This window comes from Arthrobacter sp. 24S4-2 (assembly GCF_005280255.1).
In the GTDB taxonomy this organism is placed as follows: domain Bacteria; phylum Actinomycetota; class Actinomycetes; order Actinomycetales; family Micrococcaceae; genus Arthrobacter.
In genome coordinates this window covers 1,878,844-1,904,004 of record NZ_CP040018.1, presented here as the reverse complement: position 1 = coordinate 1,904,004, position 25,161 = coordinate 1,878,844, and the positions used below count along the sequence as shown (strand labels likewise).

Genomic DNA, 25,161 nt, shown 5'->3' with positions numbered 1-25,161 from the left:
GGGTGGCGGTTTTTGGCCACTTAACCGTAAAGTTACTCGCCAGTAGGTTAATCAGGACAACCCCCTGCAGAGGGCGTACTAGTCTTAGCAGTACCCCTGCGGGTCTATGGATAACAAAGGAGCTATCGTGCGCGAATTCAGTGTTCCGCCCTTGGTGAAAGTACCCCCGGAAACCAACATCACCGATCTGGTGCTGCGGCAGGCCGCCAAGGCCTCGAACCCGGCCCTGTATTCGAGGCTCGATGCCGCCGGGCAGTGGCAGGACATTTCCGCCGCGGACTTCCTCGCCGATGTCCGCGTCCTGGCCAAGGGCCTGATGGCCAGTGGGGTGGAGGCCGGGGACCGGGTGGGCATCATGTCCCGCACGCGCTACGAATGGGCCCTGGTGGACTTCGCCATCTGGTTCGCGGGTGCAGTTTCCGTCCCCATCTACGAGACGTCCTCCGCCACCCAGGTTGCCTGGAACCTCGGCGACTCGGGTGCAGTGGCGGCCTTCGGCGAAGCAGCCCACCACGAGGACATCATCCGGCAGGCAGCCACGTCCGAAGGCCTTTCTTCGCTGGCGCATGTCTGGCAGCTCGAAGGAGCAGGCCTGGACGAACTCCGGTCCGCCGGAACCGCCATCAGCGACGACCAGCTGGAAGCACGCAGGAGCCGGGCGTCCCTGGCCGACGTGGCAACCATCATCTACACGTCCGGGACCACCGGCCGGCCCAAGGGCTGCGAACTGACGCACGGCAACTTCGTGGAACTGTCCGAGAACGCACTGGCCACCTCTCTGTCCGGCATCGTCCACGAACAGGCGCGGACCATCATGTTCCTGCCGCTGGCCCACGTATTCGCCCGGTTTATCTCCGTGCTGGCCGTGGCTGCCGGCGTCACCGTGGCACACACCCCGGACATCAAGCACCTCCTGCCGGACCTGCAAAGCTACAAGCCCACGTTCATCCTGGCCGTGCCCCGCGTGTTCGAAAAGGTCTACAACTCCGCGCTCACGAAGGCTGAGGACGGCGGCAAGGGAGCCATCTTCCACAAGGCCGCGGACACGGCCATCGCGTACTCCCGTGCCCGGCAGGCCGGGTCCATCGGATTCGGGCTGAAGCTCCGCCACGCCCTCTTCGACAAACTCGTCTACAGCAAGCTGCGCGCGGCGATGGGCGGGCAGGTGGCCCATGCGGTCTCCGGCGGCGGTCCGCTGGGCGAACGCCTGGGACATTTCTTCCAGGGCATCGGCATGCAGATCCTCGAAGGCTACGGCCTGACCGAAACAACGGCGCCGATCACCGTGAACACGCCCCAGCTGATCAGGATCGGAACGGTCGGTGCTCCGCTGCCCGGTAACGCGGTGAAGATAGCCGACGACGGCGAGATCCTCGCCAAGGGCGTCTGCGTGATGCGCGGCTACTACAAGCGTGACGACCTTGCGGCCGACACGTTCGTGGACGGCTGGTTCCGCACGGGCGACATCGGGCAAATGGACGAGGACGGGTTCCTCACCATCACGGGCCGCAAGAAGGAAATCATCGTGACGGCGAGCGGCAAGAACGTGGTGCCGGCCCTGCTCGAAGACCAGATCCGCGCCGACGCCCTGGTCTCCCAGGTCCTGGTGGTGGGCGACAACCGACCGTTCATCGGCGCACTCGTCACGCTGGACGAGGAAGCCCTGCCGGGCTGGCTGCAGCGCCATGGCCTGCCCGCCACCGTCACCCTCGTGGAGGCCGCGAACCACCCCGTGGTCAAGGCAGCCGTCCAGGACCTGGTTACGCACGCCAACCTGTCCGTGTCCCAGGCCGAGGCCATCAAGTCGTTCCGGATCGTGCCGTCCGACTTCACCGAGGCCTCGGGCCACCTGACCCCGTCAATGAAGGTCAAGCGGGCCCAGGTGATGAAGGACTTCGATTCCGTCATCGGGGAAATGTATGCCGCCCCGCGCCCGGCACGTCACGAGCCGTCCGGGCAGCACTAGCCCGGTCGCACGAAAAAAGTCGCAAGAACAAAAAAGGAGGACCTCCCGGCCGGGAGGTCCTCCTTCTGTTTACTGGCTTACTCGACTTACTGGCTTACTCGACTCACTGCCTTACTCGACAACGAGCAGCAGGTCTCCGCCCTGGACCTGTTCCACAGCGGACACTGCCAGCCGGGAGACCGTGCCGGCTGCCGGCGTCGTGATTGAGGCCTCCATCTTCATGGCCTCGATGGTGGCAACGGTGTCGCCGGCGATGACGGCATCGCCCACCTTGACTGTCAGGGTGACGGCGCCGGCGAACGGGGCGGCGACCTGGCCCGGCTGGGCCGGGTCTGCCTTTTCAGCGGCCTTGACGTTGCTGACGACGGAGCGGTCGCGGACCACAACCGGCCGGGACTGCCCGTTGAGCGTGCACATCACTGTGCGCATGCCCTTCTCGTCCGGCTCCGAAATGGCCTCGAGGGAGGCAATCAGGTGCACGCCCTTCTCCAGCTCGATCTCGTGTTCCGCGCCGCGCTGGAGCCCGAACAGGTAATCGCGGGTGTCCAGGACCGACAGGTTGCCGTACGTCTCAACGCTCTTCAGGTAGTCCTTCGTGGGACCTTCGAACAGCAGGCGGTTCAGGGTGTGCTGCCGGGTCTTGGAGTCGCTCTTCAGGGCGGCGCTGTCCTCGGCGCTGAGCTCGGCGTCGCGCACCTTGATGCTGCGGCCCTGGAGGGCCTTGGTGCGGAACGGCTCGGGCCAGCCTCCGGGAGGGTCGCCGAGTTCACCGGACAGGAACCCGATGACGGAATCCGGAATGTCGTAGTTCTGCGGGTTTTCGTTGAAGTCGGCGGGGTCGGCGTTGAGGCCCACCAGGTGCAGGGCGAGGTCGCCCACCACCTTGGAGGATGGCGTCACCTTCACCAGCCGGCCCAGGATCCGGTCGGCCGCCGTGTACATGTCCTCGATTGCCTCGAAGCGTTCGCCCAGGCCCAGTGCCATTGCCTGCTGGCGCAGGTTGGAGAGCTGGCCGCCGGGAATCTCGTGCGTGTAGACCCGGCCGGTGGGACCCGGCAGACCTGATTCGAACGGCGCGTAGACGCGGCGGACGGCCTCCCAGTACGGCTCCAGCGAGCTGACCTTGGCCAGGCTCAGGCCGGTGTCGCGCGGCGTGTGGGCCAGCGCTGCAACCAGTGCGGAGGCGGAAGGCTGGCTGGTGGTTCCGGCCAGGGAAGCCGATGCAACGTCAACGGCGTCCACTCCGGCGTCCACTGCAGCCAGGAGCGTGGCCAGCTGGCCGCCTGCGGTGTCGTGGGTGTGCAGGTGGACCGGAAGGTCGAAGCGCTCCCGCAGGGCCGCCACAAGCTTCGCTGCGGCCGCAGGACGCAACAGGCCCGCCATGTCCTTGATCGCCAGGATGTGGGCGCCTGCGTCGACGATCTTCTGCGCCAGCTCCAGGTAGTAGTCCAGGGTGTACAGCTTTTCGTCGGGATCGAGCATGTCGCCGGTGTAGCAGAGGGCGACTTCGGCGACGGCGGTGCCGGTGGCACGGACAGCCCGGATGGCCGGAGCCATCTGGTTGACGTCATTGAGGGCGTCAAAGATCCGGAAGATATCGATGCCGGTGGCTGCAGCCTCGTTGACGAAGGCCTCGGTGACTTCCTCCGGGTACGGGGTGTAGCCCACCGTGTTCCGGCCGCGGAGGAGCATCTGCAGGCAGATGTTCGGGAGTGCCTTCCGCAGTGCGGCAAGCCGGTCCCACGGGTCCTCGCCGAGGAAACGCAGCGCGACGTCGTAGGTGGCTCCGCCCCAGGCCTCAACGGAGAGCAGCTCGGGCAGCAGCGAGGAGACGGCCGGGCCGGCTGCCACCAGGTCGCGGGTACGGACCCTGGTGGCCAGCAGCGACTGGTGGGCGTCACGGAACGTGGTGTCGGTGACGGCAACAGCTACCTGGTCGCGAAGGGCTTGGGCGAAGCCTTCGGGACCCAGCTCCAGCAGCCGCTGGCGCGAACCTTTGGGCGCGGGGGCGTCGCCGACGGCCGGCAGCTTCGCTGCGGGGTTCGAGTGGACCTTAAGTTCGCCGTTGGGCTTGTTGACGGTGACCTCCGCAAGCCACGTCAGCAGCTTGGTGCCACGGTCCGCGGAGACACGGGCCTTCAGCAGCTCGGGGCGCTGGTCGATGAAGTTGGTGGCCACATCCCCGGCGATGAAGTCCTTGTCGTCCAGGACGGCCTGGAGGAAGGAAATGTTGGTGGACACACCACGGATGCGGAATTCCGCCAGGGCACGCCGGGCGCGCGCCACGGCTGCGGGGTAATCGCGGCCGCGGCAGGTCAGCTTGACCAGCATCGAGTCGAAGTGCGGGCTGATCTCGGCACCCGAGTAGACGGTGCCGCCGTCGAGCCTCACACCGGCGCCGCCGGCGGACCGGTAACCGGTGATCTTTCCGACGTCCGGACGGAAGCCGTTGGCCGGGTCCTCGGTGGTGATGCGGCACTGCAGGGCGGCGCCCTTGAGCTGCACTGTTTCCTGCGACAGCCCTAGGTCCGCGAGCGTCTCGCCCGAGGCGATGCGCAGCTGTGCCTGGACCAGGTCCACGTCAGTGACTTCCTCGGTCACCGTGTGCTCCACCTGGATGCGCGGGTTCATTTCGATGAAAACGTGCTGGCCGGCGCGCTCACCAACGGTGTCCACGAGGAACTCGACGGTGCCGGCGTTGACGTAGTTAAGCGCCTTGGCGAACTTGACCGCGTCACGGTAGAGCGCCTGCCGGATGCCCTCGTCGAGGTTCGGGGCCGGGGCGATCTCGATGACCTTCTGGTGCCGGCGCTGGATGGAGCAGTCACGCTCGAAGAGGTGCATGACGTTGCCCTCGGCATCGGCCAGGATCTGGACCTCGATGTGGCGGGGACGCAGGACGGCCTGCTCCAGGAACATGGTGGGGTCACCGAACGCGGCGTCTGCCTCGCGCATGGCGGCCTGCAGCGCCTCGGGCAGGGCTTCGCGGGTGTCCACCCGGCGCATGCCGCGACCGCCACCGCCGGCGACAGCCTTGGCGAAGATGGGGAAGCCGATTTCATCGGCGGCCGCAATCAGCTCGTCCACGTCCTTTGAGGGCTGGCTCGACTTGAGCACGGGAACACCGGCCGCGCGTGCCGCCGCGAGGGCGGCAACCTTGTTTCCCGCCAGCTCGAGGACCTCGGCAGGCGGCCCGACAAAGGTGATGCCGGCTTCTTTGGCGGCCCGGGCCAGCCGTGGGTTTTCGGAGAGGAAGCCGTAACCGGGGTAGATGGCGTCGGCGCCGGATTCCTTGGCCACACGGACCACTTCATCCACGTCGAGGTATGCCCGGACGGGGTGGCCCTCTTCGCCGATCAGATATGCTTCGTCAGCCTTCTGGCGGTGGATCGAGTTACGGTCCTCGTTGGGGAACACAGCTACAGTCTTGGCGCCCAGCTCGTAGCCGGCACGGAAGGCACGGATCGCGATTTCGCCGCGGTTAGCCACCAGAATCTTGGAAAACATGCTTCTCCTGCATCATTGCGGGTGTACTCGGTAAGTGGTCACAGTGTGTAAGACGCGCGAGTGGAAACACAAATCATTGTGTCGACCATCACAGAATTATCCGTCATCTCGGCGGCATTAAGCAGGCCAATACCGCAATGCCCCCGGCAGCCGTGTGGGAAGTGCCGCACACACACGCGATGAAACGGGATTCAACACCGCGGCAACATATGATGAGTTGGAGGTGGCGCACGCGCGCCCTCCGCTCCGGTGAGCCGGAGCCGGCACTATCCCAACACGGCAACCGGCGTTAGGTATTGGTTTTTCAAGTGCAAGTAGTCAGCATCAGCAGCCTCAAAGGCGGGGTCGGCAAAACTTCCGTCACCAGCGGATTGGCATCTGCGGCCTTGGCCGCCGGCATCCCCACCCTTGTGGTGGATCTTGATCCGCATGCGGACGCCAGCACGGCGCTCGGCGTCCAGCCCGATGACCAGCTTGACATCGGCAGGATGCTCAAGAGCCCCCGCCGTGCCCGCCTGGCGGAGAACGTTGTCACCAGCGGCTGGGTGGCCCGGGAAAACTACAACGGCGCACGCCCCGCCGTCCTGGACGTGGCGGTGGGCTCGGCGTATACCGGCATCTACGACCGCCCGGACCTCGGCCGCAGGGACCTGCGGAGGCTCTCGGCGGTGCTCGCCGGAACTGACAAATACCAGCTGATCCTCGTTGACTGCCCTCCGTCATTGAACGGGCTCACGCGGATGGCCTGGTCAGCGAGCGACAAGGTGGCCCTCGTGGCGGAACCCGGCCTGTTCTCGGTGGCAGGAACGGAGCGCACCATGCGCGCCATCCAGTTGTTCCGCCAGGAGTTCGCCCCGAACCTCTCCCCCGCCGGAATTGTGGCAAACCGCGTCCGCACCGGCTCGTCCGAGCACGCCTTCCGCCTGGCAGAGATGCAGTCGATGTTCGGCGAACTCCTGCTGACGCCCTATATCCCCGAGCAGGCCAACTGGCAGCAGATCCAGGGCGCGGCCCACTCCGTGCACCACTGGCCGGGCGACTCCGCAAAGAACGCCGCCGGCCTCTTCAACACGCTGCTGGACAACCTCCTTGACTCGAACGGCGCCGTTTCGGGCGCTGCTGTCCGGGAACGCAGCCTGCGCTAGCTGCTCCGCAGCGGGAACGCCGCCACAGCGGGCAGCCATGGCTGCAGCCACGCAAGCTGAGCGCAGGAAAGGCCGCCTTCCTCACGGAAAGCGGCCTTTCTGCTAAGTCTGGTCTCTTGCCGGTTCCACATCCGGCCGGTCTGCGGTGTCAGCTGATCTTGCGGGCGGCCCGGCGCTTGCTGAGCTCATCGTCCGGAAAGGACTGCTCGACGGCGTGCTCGCTGGGAAGGGCTGCGAGGCTGCCTTCCACTTCGCGCCAGACGCGGCCGACGGCGATCCCGAAGACGCCCTGTCCGCCCTGGACCAGATCAATGACTTCGTCGGCAGAGGTGCACTCGTAGACGCTCGCGCCGTCGCTCATCAGGGTGATCTGGGCGAGGTCTTCAACGCCGCGCTCCCGCAAGTGCTCCACTGCGGAGCGGATCTGCTGCAGCGAGACTCCGGTGTCCAGCAGGCGCTTGACCACCTTCAGCACCAGGATGTCGCGGAAACCATAAAGACGCTGCGACCCGGAACCGGCGGCACCCCGCACGGCGGGCTCCACGAGCCCAGTGCGTGCCCAGTAGTCCAATTGGCGGTAAGTAATGCCGGCAGCCTTGCAGGCGGTCGGACCGCGGTAACCTGCGTCCTCGTCCAGGACGGGAAGGTCTTCCGTGAAGAGGAGGCCCTGGGCACCGCTCGCGGGCAGGGCGACACCTGCTGTTGAAGCCTGCTTTAGCTCGCCTGCTTCGCCTTTCGGACTCACGTGGACCCTCCTCGTCGTATGCTCCCCTAAGGAAGTTGCAGCAACAGCGATCACGGCCCGGAAATTCATCCGTGTAATTCAGCCGGAGCTGCACATTCCAGTGTGACTTGCGCGGCTGTTGTATGCAATGGGAACTTGATACCTTCGACGTTAGGCCCGCCACGCCCCAAGGTCAAAGACGTTGGCCCCATTACGGGGGCGTGTCGAAACTTTCAGCCTCAACTTTAACCTTAGTGTGACCTCAGCCGTCGAAGTCTTCCGGTTCCACATCGTCGAGGAACTCGCGGAAACGCCGCAGTTCCCGCTCCTCGTCCACGGTGGGACCGGCCTCGGTATCCTCGCCCTCATCGTGTTCGGTGATCCGGACACCGGCTTCATCCATGACGGAATCCGCACACCAGATGCGGCACTTGGCCCGCAAGGCCAGGGCAAGGGCGTCAGAGGCCCTGGAGCTCACCGTGGTGCCGTCTTCGAACTGCAGCTGGCCGTAGAAGATGTTGTCTTCCACCGCAACAATATTCACGCTGACGATCGAGTGGCCCAAAGACTCAACAACGTCGATGAGGAGGTCATGGGTCATGGGACGCGGCGGCACCACACCCTGTTGGGCCAGCGCAATTGCACTGGCTTCGGGCGTGCCGATCCAGATGGGCACGTGCCGTTCGCCATGGATCTCGCGGAGCAGCACCAGCGGCTGGTTCGAGGGCAATTCGATCCTCACACCCACGATCTCGACTTCAATCATCAGATGTCCATTCGCGATATACGGTCCTGCACCAGGGCCCGGTGAAGCGTCAGGCAGAGATCACTGATTTCCCGGGCTGCCTCGGCCGCGCGGGCGTGGGACGCGGCGTCCTTGCGGGAGGTCAGCGGGGCGACAGCCCTTTCCACCAGGCCGAATTCCCGCTCCGCGGCGGCCTGGAAGGGCCGCAGGTGACGTGGCTCGAGGCCGTGGCTTTCCAGCTGGACGCAGGCGCGGGCCACCTGGAGGGCGTGCTCATCGAACTTGCCGTTGACGTGGCCAATGAGGCCGAAGTCGAGGAGCGACTGCAGCAGCGGAACGCTTGCACCGGACTCGGCCCGCAGCTGCTCCTCACTCAGCCGGCGCACTTTGTTATGCAGTTCGGTGGCGAGCTCATCGGACACAATCCGGGGCGAAACTGTCACCCCGGGCGGCAGGTTCTCGGGGCGCTCCCCCCGGTCGATCGCGTCGAGGTAGTCCTTGATGACTTTCAGCGGAAGGTACTGGTCGCGCTGAAGTGCCAGCACGAACCGCAGCCGCTCAACGTCAGTGTCCGCGTACTGCCGGTAGCCGGCGGGCGTGCGTTGCGGGTTGATCAGGCCTTTTTCTTCAAGGAACCTGATTTTCGACGCCGTCATTCCAGGAAAGTCGTCGCTCAGCTGCGCGAGTACTTCCCCGATGTTCAGGACCTGGGGTCCGCGCCGTTCCGGTTGTGCCATTGCCACAGGCAACTACCCCGGTATCAGACGTTGCCTGCTGCGCGGGCAGGGCTGAGGTAGAAGGTGAGCCGGAACTTGCCGATCTGGACTTCATTTCCGGACCTGAGCTCCACACTGTCCACGCGGTCGTGGTTGACGTACGTTCCGTTCAGGCTTCCGGTGTCAACGACCTCGAAGCTGCGGGCGGTGCGGCGGAATTCGACGTGCCGGCGGGACACTGTGACGTCGTCAAGGAAGATGTCCGCGTCCGGGTGGCGGCCGGCCGTGGTGACGTCCGAGTCCAGCAGGAAGCGCGCGCCCGCGTTGGGTCCGCTGTGGGCGACCAGTAGTGCCGAACCGAAAGGCAGTGCCTCGACGGCAACCCGTTCCTCCCGGGACAGCCTGGGCTCAATGATCGGCTCGTCACGGACTGGCGTGAGGTGGATCGAGGTGGTCTCCGAAGCCTTCACTCCGCCCGTGCCGTAATCACCACTGCTGTGGTTCTTTTCGTGACCAACCATGGATTCCTCCTCTTCCGTTGCAGATGTCCCCCTGCAAACAACGCGCGCCCTCCGGAAAAGCCTGGCAGATCCGGTCCTGCGGCCTGTTGTCCGGCTGTTAAGTCCTTAACAGCCGGACCTCCATGCCGGTTATCTTTAGCCTACCTGTTGTTCGTACTCCGATGCACTGAGCAGGGACTCCACTGCGTCAGCTTCGGCGAGCTTGACTTCGATCAGCCAGCCCTCGCCGTAGGGATCGCTGTTGATAAGGGCCGAATCGGTGTCCAGGGCTTCGTTCCGGGAAACGACTTCGCCGCTCACGGGGGCGTAGATGTCGCTCACGCTCTTGGTGGACTCGACCTCGCCCACGACGTCGTTCGCAGTAACTTTGGTGCCCACTTCCGGCATCTGGGCGTACACGACGTCGCCCAGAGCGTCCTGGGCAAAATCGGTGATGCCTACGCGAACCACGCCATCGGCGTTCGGGGCGGTAACCCACTCGTGTTCGGCAGTGTAGGACAGGTCTTCGGGAATGTTGCTCATCAGGGGCCTTTCATCGGGTCAACCAGGACTAACGGTCAATCAGCAATGTCAACGGAGGTCTGCAGAACAAGCCGCCGCTGAAAGTATATGCATATCAATGGCCGCCGAAGGGAGCCCCGGGCCGGTCCCTTGTGGCACAGTGGTGCCATGCCAGAACTACCCGAAGTGGCCGGGCTGAGCGCATTCCTGGGCACCCAGCTCCGCGGAGCCGTGCTGACGAAAATCCAGATCGTCTCCTTCGCGGTCCTCAAGACGGCGGACCCGCCTTATTCGGTGCTGGAAGGGCGGACCATCACGGGCGTGGAGCGCCGGGGAAAGTTCATCATCGTGGATGCCGGCGGCACCTACCTCGCGTTCCATCTGGCCAAGGCCGGCTGGCTGCGGTACACGGAATCACCGACGCACGCCCAGCTCTCCCGCGGCAAGGGGTACATCGCTGCGCGGCTGGAGTTCACCAGGGCCGGGCCCGATGCCGCCAGCGGCGAAGCGCATCTGGGCATCGACCTGACCGAGGCGGGAACCAAAAAGAGCCTGGCGCTCTATGTGGTCCGGGATCCGGTGGAGATTCCGGGAATCGCTTCCCTAGGTCCGGAGCCGTTGAGTCCTTCCTTCGACCTTGACGCGTTCGCCGGGATTCTTTCCACCAGCACACAGCAGATTAAGGGACTGTTACGGAACCAGGGCGTCATTGCCGGAATCGGCAACGCCTACAGCGACGAGATTCTGCACGCGGCCCGGATCTCCCCGTTCGCCATCGCAAAGTCCCTGGGGCCGGACGCCGTCAAGGTCCTGTACGACTCCATGCACAGCGTGCTGGGGGCAGCCGTGGCAGAGGCGGTCGGCAAGGCGCCGAACGAACTGAAGGATGCCAAGCGCAGCACCATGCGGGTCCACGGCCGGACAGGCCAGCCCTGCCCGGTATGTGGGGACACAGTCCGGGAGGTGTCTTTCGCCGACCGGTCGCTGCAGTACTGCCCGACGTGCCAGACGGGCGGCAAGATCCTGGCGGACCGGCGGACGTCGCGTTTCCTGAAGTAGCGGCCGACAAACAGCCGCCGGGATTGGAACAACGAAAAACCGCCCCACCCCCGGGATATTTCCCGGAGATGGGGCGGCTCTTTTTGTTGGTCGGGCTGACAGGATTTGAACCTGCGACCCCTTGACCCCCAGTCAAGTGCGCTACCAAGCTGCGCTACAGCCCGTTAGTTCCGCCGTTCTCCGCCTCGGTGTGACTCCGGGTTTCCCCGGGATTTTCACCTCAGCAGTCCGGCCGAACCACCTCCAAAAGCTTACACGATTCCGGAGGGTGCTCGTGACACTTTATGGGTGTCACGGGCAAGGTGTGTCGGAATTAACGCTTCTTGCCCCGCTTTTCGCGGACACGCATGTTGACCTCGATCGGGGTGCCCTCGAAACCGAAGGTTTCGCGGAGACGGCGGGTGATGAAGCGGCGGTATCCCGGATCCAGGAATCCGGTGGTGAACAGCACGAACTTCGGCGGGCGGCTGGAGGCCTGGGTGCCGAAGAGGATGCGGGGCTGCTTGCCGCCGCGGACCGGGTGCGGGTGCGCGGCAACGAGCTCGCCGAGGAAAGCATTGAGCCGGCCCGTGGGGATGCGCTTGTCCCAGCTTTCCAGTGCGGTGTCCAGCGCAGGAACCAAGCGGTCCTTGTGCCAGCCGGTCAGGGCCGAAATGTTGACCCGCGGGGCCCAGGCCACGTGGGCCAGGTCCTGTTCAATTTCCCGTTCCAGGTAGCTGCGGCGTTCGTCGTCGAGCAGGTCCCACTTGTTGAACGCGAGAACCAGGGCACGCCCTGATTCGATGGCCAGCTGAAGGATGCGGACGTCCTGCTCACTGAGCACTTCATCCACGGCAAGGAGCACGACGGCGACCTCAGCCTTTTCGAGGGCGCTTTGCGTGCGCAGCGAGGCGTAGAAGTCGGCGCCCTGGGCCATGTGCTGGCGGCGGCGGATGCCGGCGGTGTCCACGAAGCGCCAGGTGCGTCCGCCGAGTTCGATGAACTCATCGACGGGGTCGCGGGTGGTGCCGGCGGTGTTGTCCACCACCACGCGCTCGGAACCCGCCAGCTTGTTCAGCAGCGAGGACTTGCCCACGTTCGGGCGTCCGATCAGGGCGATGCGCCGGGGTCCGCCGGACCGCTCCAGGCCCTCGATCGTAGAGAACTCGGGCAGGGTGTCCATCACGTGGTCCAGGAGGTCGGCGACGCCGCGGCCGTGCAGCGCTGACACCGGGTACGGCTCGCCGAAGCCGAGGCCCCAGAGCGTTGCCGAGTCGGCTTCCTGGGCGAAGTCGTCCACCTTGTTGGCCACCATGATGACCGGCTTCTTGGACTTGCGCAGCATCTTGACGACGGCTTCGTCCGTGGCGGTGGCGCCGACGGCCGAATCGACGACGAACAGCACGGCGTCAGCAAGTTCTACGGCCATCTCGGCCTGTTCGGCCACCCGGGCGTGGATGCCGCGGGCATCATGCTCCCAGCCGCCGGTGTCAACGATTGTGAAATTGCGGCCGTTCCACTGTGCCGAGTACATGACACGGTCGCGGGTGACTCCGGGGGTGTCTTCCACCACGGCTTCGCGGCGGCCGAGAATGCGGTTCACGAGCGTGGACTTGCCCACGTTGGGCCGTCCGATGATGGCCAGGACGGGGTCCAGCTTGACCGGACCGTCGAAGTCCTGGTCGTCGTAGTGGCCGCTCAGGAGGGCGGCGTCCTCCTCGTCCAGTTCGTAGTCGTCCAGGCCGGCCCGGAGGGAGGCGGCACGAAGCTCGGCCTCGTCATCGTCCAAGGCAGCAAGATGCTCTGCCACCTGGTCCGTGCCGGTGGGCGTGTATTCGTCTTCGCCGGCGCCAAAGTTGCCGGAGGTTTGAGTCGTATCGCTCATTGCACTTTCCTTAGTGGTGATCTGCCGGCGTCCCGGCTACTTCTTTATGGCGTTCTTGCGGGGAATCCGCGCCGGGCAGGGACTGCCCGCTGAGTTGAATGGTTTGTTGGACGTGCCGTGCCAGGGCTGCGCGGATCTCGTTTCCCGCCCTGTCCATTGAAACACGGCCCGTCTCGCCGCTTTCGCGGCTCACTGCAACGGCTTCGCCGAAGCTGACGTGCAGCTTCCTGCCGGGCCGCGGAACGGCGTCGAGGTGCTCTCCGGCAATCCTGGTGCCCAGGATGGCAACCGGAACCACCGCCGCACTGGAGTTCAGCGCGAGCCAGGCCACCCCATTGTTGATGGTCGATGCCTCGCCGCTCCCCCGCGTTCCTTCCGGGAGGATGCCGACGCAACGGCCGGCGTCGAGCGCGGCCTTACTGAGCTGCAGCGCGGCACGGTCACCCGACCGGTCAACGGGAAGCTGGCCGGATGCCTGCAGCACCCGTCCGAGGAACCCCTTGAACATCTCCTTCTTGACCAGGATGTGCATCGGGCGCGGCGACGCACCGAACATCACCGGGCCGTCCAGGAAGCTGATGTGGTTGCCGGCGAAGATCACAGGGCCATCCGACGGCACGTTTTCCCGTCCGTGGACAGTTGTCCGGTAGACAACGTGGTCCAGGAACCAGCCGACTGGGCGGCTCCAGACCATTGTCCAGGCGGCCGGGAGTACAGGAGTTCCCACCGGGAGCGGGGTCCGGGGGTGCCGTCCGCCGTCAGTCACGATTGACGACCTTGTTGACAATGCCCAAGGCCGCGTCAACCGTGCCGTCGAAGTCCAGATCCGAAGAATCCAAGGTGACAACGCCATCCGCCGCCGTAGTGAAGTTCACTACGGCGGAGTCCTTGGCATCGCGCTGCGTGACCTGGGCCGCAAGCTGTTCGGCGGTCTGCGTCCCACCGAGCTGGACTCCGCGGCGGCGAAGCCGGGCCTCCTCGCTGGCGGTCAGCAGCATGCGGACCTCAGCGCCGGGGGCGACGACGGTGGTAATGTCACGGCCCTCCACCACGATGCGGCGGTGATGGACCTCGATCAGCTCACGCTGACGGCGGACCAGCTCCTTGCGTGCGCCCAGGGTGGTGGCAATGGCACTGACGGCCGAGGAGATGGCCGGTTCCCGGATGGCCTGGGTGACGTCGGTTCCGCCGACATGTACGAATTCCTCGTTCGGGGTGGTGCTGACTTCCAACGGCAGGTCCTCGGAGGCCTGTTCGATGGCAGCGGCGTCGCCCAAGTCAATCCCCCGGTCCAGGCAGTACCAGGTCAGGGCACGGTACATGGCTCCGGTATCAAGGTAGGCGAGGCGAAGGCGCCGTGCGACTTCGCGGCTGACGCTGGATTTTCCGGACCCCGACGGGCCGTCGATAGCCACAACCAGCGGCCGGCCTTGGCGGAGCATGGGCACGGTATCGATGAGTTCCTGTGTCATTACTGCAGTACCCGCCATCCACGGTCGTTGAGTGCTTCGATCAGCAGATCATGTTTGTTGGGCAGAACCGAGAGCTCCACCATGCCTACATTCTGCCCGGAAGAATGATCCAGCCGCAGGTCTTCGAGGTTAACCCCGATTTCACCGATCTCGGTGAGGAGGCGGGCGATCTGCCCCGGCCGGTCATCCACCAGGACAGTCAGCCAGGAATACGCCTGCGGAGGTCCGCCGTGCTTCCCCGGTATCCGGGACTGCCCTGCGTTGCCCTCGCTGATCAGCTGTGCCAGGTCAAGGCGGGCGCCGGGGGCGGTGGGATCCTCCAAGGTGCCGATCAGGCGGTTCAGGTCTTCGCGTACCCCGTGCAGGATGTCAACGAGCTGCCCGGCGTTGGCCCCAAGGATCTGGACCCACAAGGTGGGATCGCTGGCCGCGATGCGCGTGACGTCACGGAGGCCGTTGCCGGCCAGCGAAAGCGCGTGCATCGGCGTGCCCTGCAGCCGGCTGGCCACCAGCGAGGACATCACCTGGGGCAAATGCGATACCAGGGCAACAGCCTGGTCGTGTTCCTCGGCACCGAACTGCGTCACGACGGCGCCCAGATCCACTGCCAGCGAGCGTGCTGCCTGCTGGGCACCGTTCGAGGTCTCTTCGGACGGGCAAACCACCCACGGCATGGACGTGAACAGTTCACCGCGGGCCGCCACCGGACCGGATTTTTCCCGCCCGGCCATCGGATGCGTCCCCACGTAACGGCTCAGGTCCACTCCGCGGCCCCGCAGCTCGGACAGGATGCCGGCCTTGACGCTGGCGATGTCCACCACCGTAGCCTCCGGGAAATCAGCCAGCGCCTGTTCCACCACGTCAGCCGTCACGTCCGGCGGTGCGGCAACAACCACCAGTTCGGGCTGTTCGTCACCGAGGCGCGCCAACGGCAGGCCCGCCCCGATATCGACGGCGACAGCCTGGTTGGTAGGCGACGGGTCGGACAGGAACACGGATACGCCGCGCCCCCTGAGGCCGAGCCCGATACTGGTACCCAGCAGCCCCGTTCCGATAACCACCACCGGGCCGTTCAGGTGCCCCCGGCCGTGGGTACGAAATGCAGACATGCGCTTACAGCCCTACGGATGCCAGCAGGTGGCCGACTTCCTGCTTGCCGAGGTTGCGGATGCTCCCCTGGCGCTGGTCTCCCAGCCCGATGGGGCCCACCTTGACGCGCACCAGCCGCAGCACGGGGAAACCGACCGCGTCGAAGAGCCGGCGCACGATGCGGTTCTTGCCGGAGTGCAGCACGACCTCGATCAGGACGTGGCCCGGGGTGGAGTCGACCAGCTTGAACGAGTCCACCGAGGCGAATCCGTCTTCGAGTTCGACGCCGGACTTCAGCTGTGCGCCGATTCCCTGCGGGAACGGGCCGCGCACCTGGACCAGGTACGTCTTGGGCACTTCGTAGGACGGGTGCGTCAGACGGTTGGCGAGTTCGCCGTCGTTCGTCAGCAGCAGCAGGCCCTCGGTGGCGACGTCGAGGCGTCCCACATGGAAGAGGCGTTCGCCGTTGGTGTTGCGGACGAAGTCACTGATGCACGGGCGGCCGTCCGGGTCCTCCATGGTGGACACAACGCCCTTGGGCTTGTTGAACACCATGTAGACCATGTTTTCGTCCAGCTGGATGCGCAAGCCGTCCACGTGAACCACGGCGGTTTTCGGGTCAACGCGGACGCCGAGTTCGGTGACCACCTTGCCGTCCACTTCAACGCGGCCCTCGGAGATCATTTCCTCGCAGACGCGCCGCGAAGCGACGCCGGCCGAGGCCATGACCTTTTGCAGACGGACGCCGTCGGCGTCGTGAAGTTCGGACTGCGGGACGTCGCCGCGGGGGCCGCGCTTGCGCGAGGGCTTGCGGACGGCGCCGAGGTTCTGGCCGAACCGCTCGCCGCCGAAGGCGCGCGTAGCGAAGGCCTTGGCCGCAGTGGAGCGCGGCTTGGGCTTGAGGGCGCCGGGCGTGCCGGGGACCTTGCCTGCGCCGGGCTTGCGCGAACCGGGCTTCCGGGCGGCAGGCTTGCCCTGCTTCCAGTCTCCTGATGCCGGGCGGTCTGCCGGCGCGCCGGCCGGACCCTGCAGGTCCGGATCGATGAAGGCCTCTTCACGAGGCTTGGGGTGCTTGAAGGGGCGGTCGCCGCCGCCCTTGTAGCCGGCGCCGCCTGCGCGGCTGCCGCCCTGCGCCGGATTGCGTCCGGCTCTATTTTGCCCGGCGCCTTGTGCGGCATTGCCGCGTCCGGCGCTGTTGCGTCCCGAACTGTTACGTGGTGAACCCTGGCGTCCCGCCTGTGTCATGACCCGTCCTTCGTTATGTTGGCCGGCGATGGTTGTCTCCCGACAACACCAGCCAGCCGGGCAGATTGGTTCCGCCTGGTGGATACTCGTGCGCAGGCAGGGAAACTGCCTACATTCTTCCGGCGTCGTAGAACTCTTCGATGCCTTCAAGCCCCGGAAGATGGGGTGAAAGCTGCGGCAACTCAGCCACCGAGCCGATTCCCATGCGTTCCAGGAAATACGACGTCGTGCGGTAAAGGATGGCTCCGGACTCGGGATCTGTTCCCGAGTCTTCGATCAGTCCCCGCTGCATCAGCGTCCGCACGACAGAGTCAACATTAACTCCTCGAATTGCAGACACCCTGGCCCGTGACACGGGCTGGCGGTATGCGATGACGGCGAGCGTTTCGAGCGCCGCCTGCGTCAGCCTGGCTGTCTGTCCGTCCAGCACGAACCCGCCTACGACATCGGCGAACTCCGCGCGGGAATAGATGCGCCAGCCTCCGGCGATATTCCGCAATTCAAAACCCCGGGGGCTGGATTTGTGGCCAGTTTCGCTGGCAACGTCCGTGTCCGGGGCATTAACAGTATAGCCGTTATACTCACGCTGAAGTTCCGCGAGCAGCTGCTCGACGGCGTCGACCGTCAGGTTCAGCCCTGCGGCCAGTTCGGTGGCTGTGGCCGGCTGGTCGATCACCATGAGCACGGCTTCAATCGCGGCGCGTGCGCCGCCGGGGAGATCGGCGACATTAAGCCCGCCGTCCCCTTCCCCGCTCGTGCCCGGATCCGACGTTGTGGCGCTCAAGGCTGCTCCTCGTATTCCTCGCTGAGATGGTCACTGCTCCAGTCATCATTCCCCGCAGTCCAATGAACGGTGAGGTCGCCCAGCGGGAGGAGCTGGTCGAACCCGACCGCCTTGTCACGGAACATCTCCAGCAGTGCCAAAAACCGCACCACCACCACGAGGGTGGATTCGGCGTCGGCGATGAGTGCCCGGAACGACATCGGCCGCCCCTGCTGGAGCTTCAGCCCCAGGATTTCGGCCTGCTCCTTAACGCTGACGGCACTGCCGTGGAGGTGTGCCAGGCCGACTTCGTTGGATGCTGCTTCCTTGGGCTTCAGCGCAGCGTCGGCCAGGGCGGCGAACTGCTGCGGCGTATGCCGCCACACCAGTTCCGGAAGCAGCGCCGCGAAGTGTCCCTCAAGGGCAACCTGGCGCGGGTAGCTGCGGGCTTCGAGCTCCAGGGTGGTGTTGATCAGTCCGGCCACCTGCTTGAAGGCCTTGTACTGGAGCAGGCGGGCGAACAGAAGGTCCCGCGCCTCGAGCAGTGCGATGTCCTCATCGTCCTCGACCTCGCCTGCCGGCAGGAGCCGGGCGGCTTTGAGGTCCAGGAGCGTGGCGGCGATCACCAGGAACTCGCTGGCCTCGTCAAGGGCCCACTCCTCCCCCAGCTGCTGGAGGTTCTTGATGTACTTGATGAATTCGTCGGTGACCGTGGCCAGGGCCACTTCCGTAATGTCCAGCTGGTGCTTGGTAATCAGGCCGAGTAAGAGGTCGAAGGGGCCGGTGAAGTTTGCCAGCCGGACTTCGAAGCCGGGTTTTTTCGCCGTCTCCGCCGGAGCGAGCGGGGTGCCTGCCAATGCCACGGTGTTGGCTAGGGCGCGCCGCCGCGCGAAATCAGCTCCTTGGCCAGGCGGCGGTAGGCGTCTGCCCCGATGTGGTTGGCGGCGTAGCTGGTGATGGGCTCCGCGGCGACAGTGGCGTCGGCAAACTTGATGGAACGTTTGATGACAGTCTCGAAGACCTTGTCACCGAAGGCCTCCACGAGCCTGCTGATGACCTCGCGGCTGTGCAGGGTACGGGCGTCGTACATGGTAGCCAGCACGCCGTCCACCTGGAGCCTGGGGTTCAGCCTGTCCTGGACCTTGTCGATGGTTTCCACCAGCAGCGCCACCGCGCGCAGGGCAAAGAATTCGCAGATTAGCGGGATGATGACGCCGTGGGCGGCCGTGAGGGCGTTGACGGTAAGCAGGCCGAGCGACGGCTGGCAGTCGATCAGCACGACGTCGTATTCGTCCTCAACCTTCTTCAACGCGCGGTCCAGGACCTGTTCCCGGGCAACCTCGTTGACCAACTGGACTTCAGCGGCGGAGAGGTCGATGTTGGCCGGCAGCAGGTCCACGTTCTCGACGCCGGTGTGCTGGATGGCGTCCCGGATGTCCACCTTGCGGTCCATCAGCACGTTGTAGACAGTGAGGTCCAGTTCATGCGGATTCGTCCCGAGGCCTGCAGACAGGGCGCCCTGGGGATCGAAGTCCACCAGCAGGACACGGCGGCCGTATTCGGCGAGCGCAGCGGCCAGATTGATGGTGGACGTCGTCTTGCCGACGCCGCCTTTCTGGTTCACCATGGCGATCACACGGGCGGGGCCGTGGGAAGACAGCGGCGCAGGCTCGGGGAATTCGCGGTAGGGACGCCCGGTGGGACCCATGACGGCGTCTTCCAGGTCGAGTTCGGTGCCTTCCAGAGTTGCTGAACCCTGCTCGCTACTCACGTATCTATCCACACTTTCGATGACGTTGGTGTCCTGCCGCTGAATGTTCAGCGCCGATGCTACTTCCCACCAAGGTTACAGCGCCCCGCCCGTGATCCGACGGAACTTGACACGCGTCCTTGATTGAGCCTTTACCTTCTGGTAAAGGCCGAAGGTTGTGTCCGGCGACGCGAAAAACCGCCCGCGCAGGAGATCCTGCACGGGCGGTCTTGGCGCCGGGGCGCCATGTTTCGGGTGTTCGGTTCAGGCGCGGGCCGGAACCGCTGCCGCCGGCGCTTCCTCTGCCATGTGGTGGCCTGCGATCATGGTCTGCTCGTCGAAGGGCTCTTCGCCCGAGAGGACGCGATCCACCTGGCCGCCGTCGATTTCCTTGACCCAGGTGCCGATGAGGACCGTGGCCACGGCATTGCCCGTGAAGTTGGTCAGCGCGCGGGCCTCGGACATGAAGCGGTCGATGCCGACGATCATGCCGACGCCGCCCAGCAGTTGCGGGGCATGTGCCTGGAGTCCTGCGGCCAGGGTGGCCAGGCCGGCACCCGACACACCTGCGGCACCCTTGGATGCAATGATCATGAAGATCAGCAGGGAAATCTGCGCACCGAGGTCCAGCGGGGTGCCCATGGCGTTGGCCACGAACAAGGACGCCATGGTCAGGTAGATGGCGGTCCCGTCCAGGTTGAAGGAGTATCCGGTGGGGACGGTGACGCCGACGACCGGCTTGGACACACCAAGGTGCTCCATCTTGGCGATCAGGCGGGGCAGGGCCGCCTCGGACGAGGACGTGGAGAAAATCAGCAGGTATTCCCGGCTGAGGTACTTCATGAGCCGGAAGATGTTGACGCCTGCCACTACCTGCAGGAGGCCGCCAAGAATGACCACGATGAACAGGGCGCACGTGATGTAGAAGGCCACCATGAGCGTGAACATGCCCACGATTGCCTGGAATCCGGTGGCACCGACGACAGCGGCGATGGCGCCGAAAGCACCGATGGGAGCCAGCCACATCACCATGATCAGGATACGGAAGACGAGGGCCTGGCCGTGCGCGATTGCCTTGAGGATCGGAGCGCCCTGGGCGCCCATCTTCTGGAGAGCGAAGCCAACCAGGATGGCGGCCAGGAGGGTGGGCAGCACCGGGATGTCACCGGGAATGATGCCCAGCAGGAAGTCAACGGTGCTGTCCGCGGCGGCCTTCTTGTTGGGGTCGTACGCGCTCAGCTTGAGTCCCTCGCCGGGGTGGATGATGTTGCCCACCACCAGGCCGATGGCCAATGCGAACGTGGACATAACGACGAAGTAGCCCAGCGCCAGTCCGCCGACCTTGCCCACGGTGGCGGCTTTGGCGATGGAACCGATGCCCAGGACGATGGTGCAGAAGATGACCGGAGCGATCATCATCTTGATCAGCTTGATGAATCCGTCACCGAGGGGCTTGAGGTTCTTGCCCACCTCCGGGAACAGCAGTCCGATCGCTGCGCCAAGGACAACGGCCACGATGACGGCGATGTAGAGATAATGGGTTTTGTCGAGCCCTTTGCGCGCGGCCTTGACTGGCGCGGCTGACTCTCCTCGTTGAGAAGCCATGATGTGTCTCCTTATGGATAATCTGGAAGACGTTGCGGCACATTCTCTGGGCTCTTCACGTCCGTCCGGTGTGATATCCATCATTGGGCATGGCGTGACCTGGCTCACCGTTGCGTTCATATTGGTCATGGAAGGTTGGAATGAGGCATAAGTGGAGCATTGCGCGCCGGCTCTTCGTGGCGCATTTGCTGTTCATGCTCGCGCTGACCGCAACAGTGGGAACGGCCACGTTCATCGACGCACGCGACCACGCCTATGAGGAAGCGGGCCGGCGCATGTCAGGCATCGCCACGGCGATTGCCGACAATCCCCTGGTGCTTCAGGCGGCCGGGACGTCTAATCCGTCCGCTACGCTCCAGCCCTATGCCCTGGATGTCATGGCCGACGCCGATGCGGACTTCATCACCATCATGGCTCCGGACCGGACCAGGTGGACGCACCCCAACGACGAGGAACTCGGCAAGCCCTACATCGGTTCCATCGACGCCGCCCTGAACGGCCAGGTGTTCACCGAAATCACGGCCGGCACCCTGGGACCGTCCGTGCGCACCATCGCACCGGTCAAGGACCAGTCCGGGAACGTCAGGGCCCTGGTGGCTGCGGGAGTGACAGTGCGGACGGTGGACGTTGCCGTCTCCGGCCGGCTGCCGGCCCTGCTGGCCATTGCCTTCGCCCTGCTGGTGGGCGGATCCGTGGCCTCGTGGCTGCTGGGCCGCTACCTGCGCAATGTCACCCGGGGATGGGGACCCGAGCAACTGGCCCAGCTTTTTGCGTATTACGAGTCCGTCCTGCACTCCGTCCGCGAGGGAGTCATCCTGATCGACCCCAAGGGCCGGGTGGTGATGTACAACGACCAGGCCGCCGAGCTCCTGGACCTGGCCCCACGGCCTTCCGGGGGCGACCCCGCCGACGCTGCGCTGCTCAGCGGTCTCCCGCTGGCAACCAGCCTGAAGGACCTGTTCGAGTCCGGGCGGACTGCGCTCGATGAAATCCACCTGGCCGGGACCCGGGTCCTGGTGGTGAACCAGGGCCCGCGGTTGGCCCGGCGTCCTCGGCCGGCCGGCAGCGTCCGGCGGTCTTCGGCACCGTGGCAACTATTCGCGACCGCACGGAGATCGAATCCCTGGGCAGTGAACTGGAAACCATGCGGACTCTTTCCGATGCCCTGCGGGCCCAGACCCACGAGCATGCAAACCGCCTCCACACGATCGTTTCGCTCATGGAACTGGGCAGGGCGGATGAAGCCCTCGATTTTGCCACCAAGGACCTGGAGCTCAGCCAGCAGCTCACCGACGAGATGGTGGGCTCCATGGAGGAGCCCGTCCTGAGCGCCCTGGTGATGGGCAAGGCAGCAGAGGCCCACGAGCGCGGCGTGGAGCTCGGCCTGCAAGCCAACAGCACTGCAGGGACGGCCGGAGTCGCTGTCCAGGACCTGGTGACCATTCTGGGCAATCTGCTGGACAATGCCATCGATGCGGCGGCCGATGCCCCGGCGCCCAAGTGGGTGGAACTGTCAGTAGACTCGGGGGGCCGGGGCGTGGAGATCACTGTGCAGGACTCCGGACGCGGAATCGATCCCGGTGCCGTGGATGATGTATTCCGCTACGGCTTCAGCACCAAGACCCCGGCAAGTACGGGCGCGGGCTCGGCCTGGCGCTGGTCCGGCAGGCCGTCCACCGGCTGGGCGGCACCATGACCATCACCAACCCCCGCGGGGCACATTTCCACGTCTTCCTCCCGGCCGCCACCACTTCAGGCACCGCTTCAGACGCCGTACCCCGTGCCATACCCGGTGCCGTTTCCGGCAATGCAGCCGGCACCACCAAGGAGCCCAAATGAGCGATATCAGAGTCCTCGTCGTCGAGGACGAACCCGTAGCGTCCGCGGCGCACGCCGCGTACGTGGGAAGGCTCGACGGCTTCTCCCTCGCCGGAACAGCCCCCGACGGACAGTCGGCCCTGCGCCTGCTGACGGAATTCGCGGCCGCCGGCAACCCCGTGGAGCTGGTCCTGCTGGACATGAACCTTCCCGATCTCCACGGGCTGGACATCGCCCGGCGGATGCGGTCCGCGGGGCTGTTCGCGGACATCATTGCCATTACCGCCGTGCGCGAACTGAACATCGTGCGCAGCGCCGTGTCCATCGGCGTGGTCCAGTACCTGATCAAGCCCTTCACCTTCGCAACATTTGCGGACAAGCTGGCGAGCTACCGCCTCTTCCGCGAGCAGCTCGCCGCCGGCTCCGGCGGGACCAAGGCCGGAGCTTCACAGAGCGACGTCGACCAGGCCTTCGCAAGCCTGCGGGCGCCAAGTGAGCTGCCGCTCCCCAAGGGACTGTCGACGTCGACCCTGGACGCCGTGCAGGAGTTCATGAGGCAGCAGCAGGACGCGGTCTCGGCCACGGAGGTCATGGACGGTCTCGGGATGTCACGGGTGACCGCCCGGCGTTACCTTGAATACCTTGCGGACGCCGGAACCGTCTCCCGCACCGCCCGCTACGGCGCGCCGGGGCGGCCGGAGAACGAATACCGCTGGACCCGCAGCTAGCCGTCCTCCCGGCCCTGCGACGGGTTTCCGGTGCCTGGACGAAGCACAGCCATCAACCGGTCGATCACACCGGAGTCCTCAATGGTTGACGGGACCACGAAGCCCTCGCCGTCGGCAATCTGGCGCATCGTTTTACGCAGGATCTTCCCGGACCGGGTCTTGGGCAGCGCATCCACCACCGTGACATTCTTGAAGTCCGCCACGGGGCCGATGTCGCGGCGGACCAGGGCTATCAATTCCTGGGCCAACACCGCATCTGCGACTTCCACTCCTGCCTTTAGCACCACGTAACCGCTCGCATGCTGGCCCTTGAGCGGATCAGACACGCCAATGACCGCGCACTCGGCCACGGCGGGGTGCTGCCCGATCACCTGTTCCATGGAGCCGGTGGACAGCCGGTGTCCGGCGACGTTGATGATGTCATCGGTCCGGCCCATAACGAACAAGTAGCCGTCCGCGTCCCGGTAGCCGGAGTCGCCGGTGGCGTAGTGGCCCTCGAATGCCTGGAGGTAGGAGGAAATGTAGCGTTCGTCGTCCCGCCAGAGCGTGGTGAGCGTCCCGGGCGGGAGGGGAAGGCCCAGCACGATGTTCCCTTCTTCGGCACCCGACACGTCCTCTCCGGCTCCGTCCACGATCCGGAGATCAAAACCGGGCATGGGCACCGTAGGCGAACCGGCCTTGATGGGCAAAGGCTCCAGCCCGCGTGGGTTGGCGGAAATGGCCCAGCCCGTTTCCGTCTGCCACCAGTGGTCCACCACCGGCACGCCAAGGGTGTTGGCCGCCCAGTGGTACGTGTCGGTGTCGAGCCGCTCGCCCGCGGCGAAGAGAGTCCGCAGGCTGGAAATGTCGTATCCCGCCAGGAGTTTCGCCTCGGGGTCGGCCTTCCGGATGGCCCGCAGCGCGGTGGGAGCCGTGAACAGGACATTGACCTGATGGTCCTGGATCACCCGCCAGAAGGCCCCCGCGTCCGGCGTCCCCACAGGCTTGCCCTCGTACAGGACGGTGGCGGCCCCGGCCAATAGCGGTCCGTACACGATGTAGGAGTGGCCCACCACCCAGCCGACGTCCGATGCCGTCCACATCACGTCTCCCGGGCCGACGTCGTAGATGTTCTCCATGGTCCAGGCGAGGGCCACAGCATGCCCGCCGTTGTCCCGCACGACGCCTTTGGGGGCCCCGGTGGTACCGGAGGTGTACAGGATGTAAAGGGGATCGGTGGCGCTGACGTCCACAGGCGCGGCGGGCACGGCACCGGCCATCTCGGCGTCCCAGTCCAGCCAGCCGTCCGGGGCGCTGGCCGAGAAACCGGCCCGGTGCTTGACAAGGACAGGGAGGTCCGCAGCGCCGGCAAGGTCCAGGGCCTCATTCACCGCGGGCAGGTATTCCACGCGGCGCGACGGCTCGATGCCGCCGGACGCCGTGACCACTGCAGCCGGTTCGGCATCGCGGATGCGGGCGGCCAGTTCCTTGGGCGCAAAACCGCCGAAGACCACTGAATGGACCGCGCCCAGCCTGGCTGTGGCGAGCATGGCAATCACAGCCTCCGGGATCATCGGCATGTAAATCACCACCCTGTCCCCCTTGCCCACACCCTGCGCGCGGAGCACGCCGGCGAAGCGGGAAACCAGGTCGGTGAGCTCCGAGTAGCTGAACCGCCGCTGTTCCCCGAGCATCGCGGAATCGTAGATCAGGGCGTCCTGTTCACCGCGGCCGGCCAGCACGTGGCGGTCAAGCGCGTTGAAGGACGTGTTCAGCAGGCCGTCGGGAAACCAGTCGTACAGTGGGGCCCGGCCGGAGTCGAGCGCCTTCGCCGGCGGTGAGGACCACGAGACCTTATTCGCGGCTTCCAGCCAGAATCCTTCGGGCTGTTCCAGGCTTCGTTCGTAACTGTCCCGGTAGCTCTTGGTAACCATGAAATGAATCCCGTCCACTACGTTGTGATG

At 65.5% G+C, this 25,161-nt stretch carries 20 protein-coding genes, 1 tRNA gene and 1 pseudogene; 5 read left to right on the top strand and 17 right to left on the bottom strand.

The window, feature by feature from the left end; genetic code table 11:
- The first annotated feature begins 127 nt into the window (after window positions 1–127).
- Window positions 128–1,966, top strand: a complete 1,839-nt coding sequence (locus tag FCN77_RS08715) for a long-chain fatty acid--CoA ligase (RefSeq protein ID WP_137321951.1) — start codon at window positions 128–130, stop codon at window positions 1,964–1,966.
- A 111-nt stretch (window positions 1,967–2,077) separates the two neighbouring features.
- On the opposite strand, the gene FCN77_RS08710 is transcribed toward FCN77_RS08715, so the two are convergent.
- The gene (locus tag FCN77_RS08710; protein WP_137321950.1) at window positions 2,078–5,473 is read right to left on the bottom strand and encodes a pyruvate carboxylase; all 3,396 of its coding nucleotides are present in this window, start codon (window positions 5,471–5,473) and stop codon (window positions 2,078–2,080) included.
- 308 nt (window positions 5,474–5,781) lie between these two features.
- Here FCN77_RS08710 and FCN77_RS08705 point away from each other — a divergent pair, with 308 nt between their 5' ends.
- Complete coding sequence (locus tag FCN77_RS08705) at window positions 5,782–6,618, top strand: ParA family protein (protein WP_137321949.1); 837 nt, start codon at window positions 5,782–5,784, stop codon at window positions 6,616–6,618.
- A gap of 148 nt (window positions 6,619–6,766) precedes the next feature.
- On the opposite strand, the gene FCN77_RS08700 is transcribed toward FCN77_RS08705, so the two are convergent.
- The 5 genes from FCN77_RS08700 to gcvH all read right to left on the bottom strand — a co-directional run bounded on the left by FCN77_RS08700 (window position 6,767) and on the right by gcvH (window position 9,846).
- Window positions 6,767–7,363, bottom strand: a complete 597-nt coding sequence (locus tag FCN77_RS08700) for a MerR family transcriptional regulator (protein WP_137321948.1) — start codon at window positions 7,361–7,363, stop codon at window positions 6,767–6,769.
- Between the two features lie 241 nt (window positions 7,364–7,604).
- Complete coding sequence (locus FCN77_RS08695) at window positions 7,605–8,108, bottom strand: bifunctional nuclease family protein (protein ID WP_137321947.1); 504 nt, start codon at window positions 8,106–8,108, stop codon at window positions 7,605–7,607.
- Window positions 8,108–8,824 carry a MerR family transcriptional regulator gene (locus FCN77_RS08690; RefSeq protein WP_137321946.1) on the bottom strand — a complete coding sequence of 239 codons (717 nt, stop codon included), beginning with the start codon at window positions 8,822–8,824 and terminating at the stop codon, window positions 8,108–8,110. Before FCN77_RS08690 ends, FCN77_RS08695 begins: the two co-directional genes overlap by 1 nt.
- A gap of 23 nt (window positions 8,825–8,847) precedes the next feature.
- The gene (locus FCN77_RS08685; protein WP_137321945.1) at window positions 8,848–9,324 is read right to left on the bottom strand and encodes an FHA domain-containing protein; all 477 of its coding nucleotides are present in this window, start codon (window positions 9,322–9,324) and stop codon (window positions 8,848–8,850) included.
- Window positions 9,325–9,459: 135 nt separating this feature from the next.
- A complete protein-coding gene (gcvH, locus tag FCN77_RS08680; RefSeq protein WP_137321944.1) occupies window positions 9,460–9,846 on the bottom strand; it encodes a glycine cleavage system protein GcvH in 387 nt (128 codons plus the stop codon).
- Window positions 9,847–9,993: 147 nt separating this feature from the next.
- On the opposite strand from gcvH, the gene FCN77_RS08675 reads away from it, so the two are divergent.
- Complete coding sequence (locus FCN77_RS08675) at window positions 9,994–10,884, top strand: Fpg/Nei family DNA glycosylase (protein ID WP_137321943.1); 891 nt, start codon at window positions 9,994–9,996, stop codon at window positions 10,882–10,884.
- A gap of 87 nt (window positions 10,885–10,971) precedes the next feature.
- On the opposite strand, the gene FCN77_RS08670 is transcribed toward FCN77_RS08675, so the two are convergent.
- The 10 genes from FCN77_RS08670 to FCN77_RS08625 all read right to left on the bottom strand — a co-directional run bounded on the left by FCN77_RS08670 (window position 10,972) and on the right by FCN77_RS08625 (window position 20,672).
- Window positions 10,972–11,048: transfer RNA gene (locus FCN77_RS08670), tRNA-Pro, on the bottom strand.
- Window positions 11,049–11,197: 149 nt separating this feature from the next.
- Window positions 11,198–12,748: a ribosome biogenesis GTPase Der gene (der, locus tag FCN77_RS08665; protein ID WP_137321942.1), complete on the bottom strand. Its 1,551-nt coding sequence runs from the start codon at window positions 12,746–12,748 to the stop codon at window positions 11,198–11,200.
- Window positions 12,749–12,758: 10 nt separating this feature from the next.
- On the bottom strand, window positions 12,759–13,442 hold the full coding sequence (locus FCN77_RS08660; RefSeq protein ID WP_137324704.1) for a 1-acyl-sn-glycerol-3-phosphate acyltransferase: 684 nt from the start codon (window positions 13,440–13,442) through the stop codon (window positions 12,759–12,761).
- Between the two features lie 64 nt (window positions 13,443–13,506).
- Window positions 13,507–14,220, bottom strand: coding sequence for a (d)CMP kinase (gene cmk, locus FCN77_RS08655; RefSeq protein ID WP_137321941.1), 714 nt, complete (start codon window positions 14,218–14,220; stop codon window positions 13,507–13,509).
- On the bottom strand, window positions 14,220–15,329 hold the full coding sequence (locus tag FCN77_RS08650; RefSeq protein WP_137321940.1) for a prephenate dehydrogenase: 1,110 nt from the start codon (window positions 15,327–15,329) through the stop codon (window positions 14,220–14,222). Before FCN77_RS08650 ends, cmk begins: the two co-directional genes overlap by 1 nt.
- A gap of 4 nt (window positions 15,330–15,333) precedes the next feature.
- Window positions 15,334–16,554, bottom strand: coding sequence for a pseudouridine synthase (locus tag FCN77_RS08645; protein ID WP_137321939.1), 1,221 nt, complete (start codon window positions 16,552–16,554; stop codon window positions 15,334–15,336).
- Window positions 16,555–16,663: 109 nt separating this feature from the next.
- Window positions 16,664–17,233: an SMC-Scp complex subunit ScpB gene (locus tag FCN77_RS08640; RefSeq protein WP_254679006.1), complete on the bottom strand. Its 570-nt coding sequence runs from the start codon at window positions 17,231–17,233 to the stop codon at window positions 16,664–16,666.
- A 101-nt stretch (window positions 17,234–17,334) separates the two neighbouring features.
- Window positions 17,335–18,174, bottom strand: a complete 840-nt coding sequence (locus tag FCN77_RS08635) for a ScpA family protein (RefSeq protein ID WP_137321937.1) — start codon at window positions 18,172–18,174, stop codon at window positions 17,335–17,337.
- Between the two features lie 14 nt (window positions 18,175–18,188).
- A complete protein-coding gene (locus tag FCN77_RS08630) occupies window positions 18,189–19,088 on the bottom strand; it encodes a ParA family protein (RefSeq protein ID WP_043480364.1) in 900 nt (299 codons plus the stop codon).
- 243 nt (window positions 19,089–19,331) lie between these two features.
- Entirely contained in the window at window positions 19,332–20,672 is a 1,341-nt protein-coding gene (locus tag FCN77_RS08625; protein ID WP_137321936.1) for a cation:dicarboxylase symporter family transporter, read from the bottom strand.
- Between the two features lie 140 nt (window positions 20,673–20,812).
- Here FCN77_RS08625 and FCN77_RS08620 point away from each other — a divergent pair.
- Both FCN77_RS08620 and FCN77_RS08615 read left to right on the top strand, forming a co-directional pair.
- A pseudogene (locus FCN77_RS08620) lies at window positions 20,813–22,511 on the top strand (ATP-binding protein).
- On the top strand, window positions 22,508–23,218 hold the full coding sequence (locus FCN77_RS08615; protein WP_137321935.1) for a response regulator: 711 nt from the start codon (window positions 22,508–22,510) through the stop codon (window positions 23,216–23,218). The pseudogene FCN77_RS08620 and the gene FCN77_RS08615 overlap by 4 nt, the downstream one beginning before the upstream one ends.
- Here the strand turns inward: FCN77_RS08615 and FCN77_RS08610 are convergent.
- Window positions 23,215–25,131: an AMP-binding protein gene (locus FCN77_RS08610; RefSeq protein ID WP_137321934.1), complete on the bottom strand. Its 1,917-nt coding sequence runs from the start codon at window positions 25,129–25,131 to the stop codon at window positions 23,215–23,217. The two genes, FCN77_RS08615 and FCN77_RS08610, sit on opposite strands and share 4 nt — an antisense overlap.
- Window positions 25,132–25,161 lie beyond the last annotated feature (30 nt).

Excerpts from the sequence above, each read along its gene's own strand:
- FCN77_RS08650 (WP_137321940.1), bottom strand. The coding sequence starts at position 15,329 with ATGTCTGCATTTCGTACCCACGGCCGGGGGCACCTGAACGGCCCGGTG.
- FCN77_RS08615 (WP_137321935.1), top strand. The coding sequence starts at position 22,508 with ATGAGCGATATCAGAGTCCTCGTCGTCGAGGACGAACCCGTAGCGTCC.
- der (WP_137321942.1), bottom strand. The coding sequence starts at position 12,748 with ATGAGCGATACGACTCAAACCTCCGGCAACTTTGGCGCCGGCGAAGAC.
- FCN77_RS08710 (WP_137321950.1), bottom strand. The coding sequence starts at position 5,473 with ATGTTTTCCAAGATTCTGGTGGCTAACCGCGGCGAAATCGCGATCCGT.
- FCN77_RS08645 (WP_137321939.1), bottom strand. The coding sequence starts at position 16,554 with ATGACACAGGCGGGACGCCAGGGTTCACCACGTAACAGTTCGGGACGC.
- FCN77_RS08690 (WP_137321946.1), bottom strand. The coding sequence starts at position 8,824 with ATGGCACAACCGGAACGGCGCGGACCCCAGGTCCTGAACATCGGGGAA.
- FCN77_RS08685 (WP_137321945.1), bottom strand. The coding sequence starts at position 9,324 with ATGGTTGGTCACGAAAAGAACCACAGCAGTGGTGATTACGGCACGGGC.
- FCN77_RS08640 (WP_254679006.1), bottom strand. The coding sequence starts at position 17,233 with ATGGTGATCGACCAGCCGGCCACAGCCACCGAACTGGCCGCAGGGCTG.
- cmk (WP_137321941.1), bottom strand. The coding sequence starts at position 14,220 with ATGACACAGGAACTCATCGATACCGTGCCCATGCTCCGCCAAGGCCGG.
- FCN77_RS08695 (WP_137321947.1), bottom strand. The coding sequence starts at position 8,108 with ATGATTGAAGTCGAGATCGTGGGTGTGAGGATCGAATTGCCCTCGAAC.
- gcvH (WP_137321944.1), bottom strand. The coding sequence starts at position 9,846 with ATGAGCAACATTCCCGAAGACCTGTCCTACACTGCCGAACACGAGTGG.
- FCN77_RS08625 (WP_137321936.1), bottom strand. The coding sequence starts at position 20,672 with ATGGCTTCTCAACGAGGAGAGTCAGCCGCGCCAGTCAAGGCCGCGCGC.
- FCN77_RS08610 (WP_137321934.1), bottom strand. The coding sequence starts at position 25,131 with ATGGTTACCAAGAGCTACCGGGACAGTTACGAACGAAGCCTGGAACAG.
- FCN77_RS08660 (WP_137324704.1), bottom strand. The coding sequence starts at position 13,442 with ATGGTCTGGAGCCGCCCAGTCGGCTGGTTCCTGGACCACGTTGTCTAC.
- FCN77_RS08675 (WP_137321943.1), top strand. The coding sequence starts at position 9,994 with ATGCCAGAACTACCCGAAGTGGCCGGGCTGAGCGCATTCCTGGGCACC.